The sequence below is a fragment of the Sulfurovum sp. genome, assembly GCF_049668085.1.
In the GTDB taxonomy this organism is placed as follows: Bacteria; Campylobacterota; Campylobacteria; order Campylobacterales; family Sulfurovaceae; genus Sulfurovum.
In genome coordinates, this window is the sequence record NZ_JBATIY010000039.1 from 1 (window position 1) to 3426 (window position 3426).

Here is a 3426-nt window from a genome sequence, read left to right on the forward strand (position 1 = left end):
CGATAAGTTCAAGACGAATAAGCGAACCTTTGTTTCGGGAGCGTAATCCTTCCTGGAGGATCTCCAAAAAGTCATCGGCCTCTTCCTCTTCTATCTCCATATCTGCATTTCTTGTCACTCTAAAAGGTGTAGATGCCAATGGACTAAAACCAGGAAAAATTTCAGATGCAAAGTATTCAACCACAGATTCTATAGGGATAAATGTTTGTCCTAACTGTATAAATCTTGGGAGTATCCTTGGTATACGTACAAGGCCATGCTTGATATGTTTAGACTCATCTTCAAGAGTAAGTGCAAGACCAAAACTAAGGTTATTGAGATGTGGGAAAGGGTGTGTTGCATCTACGGCAATGGGAATGATCACAGGATAGATCTCGTTAAAGAACTTTTCTTGTAGCTTTTCTTGTTCTTCTTTATTGAGAGCATCATAGTTCTTTACATTTACCCCATGTGTATGAAGTTCGGAGATGATAGAGGTATAACAAGATTCTAAGACTTGATGCTCTTTGTGCAGGTATGCATGTATCTCCTCGAGTTGTTCGTTTGGTGTGAGTTTGTCCGGACCGGTTTCTTGAACTCCTGCTTTAAAAAGTGCTTTAAGGCCTGCAACACGTATCATGTAAAATTCATCTAGGTTTGTTCCATAGATAGCAAGAAATTTTAGACGTTCAAGTGGGGGTAGTGTTTCATTCAGTGCTTGTGCCAAAACACGAGAATTAAATTGTAGCCATGAAAGTTCACGGTTAAAATAGAGTTGTGAAGAAGTGAGGTCTAAAGCCATAAAAATTGCCTACATAATATATATTTTACGCGTATTATAGCAAAAACCTACAATTTTTTGATTTTTGCTATCTGGTCACGCAGTCTTGCCGCCTCTTCAAAGTCTAAACTTTTTGCAGCAGCCAGCATTTTAGCTTTGAGTTCTTTCGTGAGTTGTTGGCGTTCTGCTTTTGGCATTTTGTCCAGTTTTGAAGCTTTATTGTAGAGTTCACCTGCATCTTCGACTTTGAGGTCAGTGTCAAGGACCCTGAGTGTTGTTTGAGGTGTGATACCATGTTCTTTATTATACGCGATTTGTTTTTCTCGTCTTGCCTGCGTAGTGTCGATGGTAAATTGCATAGAGTCGGTGATTTTTTTGGCATACATAAGCACACGGCCATTGGCATTTCTTGCGGCTCTTCCTGCTGTTTGTATGAGTGAAGTCCGTGAACGTAAAAAACCTTCTTTATCTGCATCAAGTATAGCAACAAGGCTTACTTCAGGAAGATCAAGTCCTTCTCTAAGCAGGTTAATACCTATCAAAATGTCAAATTCACCCAAACGTAAAGAACGTATGGTCTGGTTACGTTCTATGGCATCCATGTCAGAGTGCATATGGCGTGCTTTAAGTCCAAGGTCATTGTAGTAGATACTGAGTTCTTCAGACATTTTTTTTGTGAGTACAGTGATGAGCACACGCTCGCCTCTTTCTACGACAGGTTTTATGCGGTCATAGAGGTTTTCTACTTGATAGGTACTGTCTATCACTTCTATAGGAGGGTCAAGCAGTCCTGTAGGACGGACGACCTGTTCCGCTACAGCAGAAGAAAGCTCAAGCTCAAGGGGAGCAGGGGTAGCAGAGACAAATAAAAAGTGAGGGGCTTTATGGATATATTCATCAAACATCAATGGACGGTTATCTAGTGCAGAGGGGAGTCTGAATCCATGGTCTACCAGTACTTCTTTACGACTTCTGTCTCCTGCGTACATACCTCTGAATTGAGGCAATGAAACATGAGACTCATCCACAATGACAAGATAATCATCATGCATTGCTTCAAAATAGTCCATCATAGTGTAAGGTGTTTCACCCGCTTTTTTACCTGTGAGATGACGAGAGTAGTTTTCGATACCTTTACACATGCCTGTACCTTCCAGCATCTCTAGGTCAAATTCCGTACGTTGTTTAAGCCGGTTATACTCTATCATACGGTCTTCTTTTTGGTAGTAAGCAAGTCTTTCGCCCAGTTCTTCTTCTATGCTTTTAACTGCAAGAGCAAGTTTTTCTTTTGAGACAATGAACTGATTGGCAGAGTAGATGGTCGCCTCTTTAATACCTTCTTCTTTCTCTCCCGTAAGTGAGTTAAATTCATAAATAGCTTCTATTTCATCACCAAAGAATTCTATGCGTATGGCAAACTCTTCAGAGTACGCAGGATAAATGTCTATGACCTCACCTGTTACACGAAAATCACCTCTGTCAAAAAACTCGTCATTGCGTTTGTATCCCATATCTACTAGTCTAAGCAAGAGGGCTTTTTGATTATATTCACTTCCCACACAAAGTTTCTGCACGATAGAGCGGTAATCATCCGGACTTCCCAATCCATAGTTAGCAGAAACAGAAGCGATTACAATGACATCATCATGTGAAAGGAGACTGGCAGTCGTACTTAAACGCAAACGTTCTAATTCCTGATTAATAGAAGAATCTTTTTCAATAAAAAGGTCTTGTCTGGGTAAATAGGCTTCAGGCTGATAATAATCATAGTAGGAGATGAAGTATTCCACATGGTTGTTCGGAAAAAAACTTTTAAACTCTGAGTAAAGCTGTGCTGCCAATGTTTTGTTGTGTGTCATGATAAGTGTTGGTTTTTTGGTCTTTTCTATCACTTTTGCCATGGTGTAGGTTTTACCTGAACCCGTAACACCCAGTAAAGTTTGGTATTGGTTTCCTGCTTCTATGGAATGAGAAAGCGTTTCTATAGCCTTGGGTTGGTCACCTGCGGGATGGTATGGACTTGATACCGTGAAATTTGGCAAAATAAACCTTTACTTTTATGTTGTTTTTTTTAAATTTTTGCTATTATAACACAAAGAAAAATATGTTCAATATAATAATAAACGGAGTATAAAATGTCAGCATTACAAAAATTACAAGAGAAGATCGAACAATGGAGAGTAGACCATGAAGCACTTAAAAGCGAAAACGCACAACTAAAAGTAGAACTTTCAAATGTTTCAGGATCACAAAGTCAACAAGAAGCACAAATAGCAACACTTAGACGTGAACTTGAAGAGAAAGATGCAGAGATAGAGAAGATCATTGCACAGGTCGAATCGCTTTTAGCATAAACAAGTAAAGGTATACCATGAAAAATGTTGGACTGACTGTTTCAGGAAATCGCTACGAAATAAAACTTGAAGATGATTTCGCAGACTTTGTTAACAAAGATCTACAAGAGGCAGGTGTAAATTTACATCAAGACAATAAACCAGATAAGCTACTCAAAGCGTATTTGCGTTTGGCCAAACAGGCAACTTCCTATGAAGATGAGATAGAACTTCTCATTGAAACTCTAGATGGACTTTAAGTAAAAAATCTTTATTTAACCCAGATACCCATCTTATGGGTATCCTCTTATCCTAAAGTACGTAGTATAAATG

3 protein-coding genes and 1 pseudogene are annotated in these 3426 nt (G+C 39.0%); 2 read left to right on the forward strand and 2 right to left on the reverse strand.

Annotated features, from left to right (window positions below; all coding sequences use genetic code 11):
- Nucleotides 1-781, reverse strand: a pseudogene (locus WBM70_RS02660) (RNA degradosome polyphosphate kinase); the annotation flags it as partial.
- 47 nt (nucleotides 782-828) lie between these two features.
- Complete coding sequence (gene uvrB, locus WBM70_RS02665) at nucleotides 829-2802, reverse strand: excinuclease ABC subunit UvrB (RefSeq protein WP_424556970.1); 1974 nt, start codon at nucleotides 2800-2802, stop codon at nucleotides 829-831.
- 93 nt (nucleotides 2803-2895) lie between these two features.
- On the opposite strand from uvrB, the gene WBM70_RS02670 reads away from it, so the two are divergent.
- Together WBM70_RS02670 and WBM70_RS02675 are read left to right on the forward strand one after the other, a co-directional pair.
- Nucleotides 2896-3114: a hypothetical protein gene (locus tag WBM70_RS02670; RefSeq protein ID WP_424556971.1), complete on the forward strand. Its 219-nt coding sequence runs from the start codon at nucleotides 2896-2898 to the stop codon at nucleotides 3112-3114.
- 17 nt (nucleotides 3115-3131) lie between these two features.
- A complete protein-coding gene (locus WBM70_RS02675; protein WP_424556972.1) occupies nucleotides 3132-3353 on the forward strand; it encodes a hypothetical protein in 222 nt (73 codons plus the stop codon).
- Nucleotides 3354-3426 lie beyond the last annotated feature (73 nt).

Excerpts from the sequence above, each read along its gene's own strand:
- WBM70_RS02670 (WP_424556971.1), top strand. The coding sequence starts at position 2,896 with ATGTCAGCATTACAAAAATTACAAGAGAAGATCGAACAATGGAGAGTA.
- WBM70_RS02675 (WP_424556972.1), top strand. The coding sequence starts at position 3,132 with ATGAAAAATGTTGGACTGACTGTTTCAGGAAATCGCTACGAAATAAAA.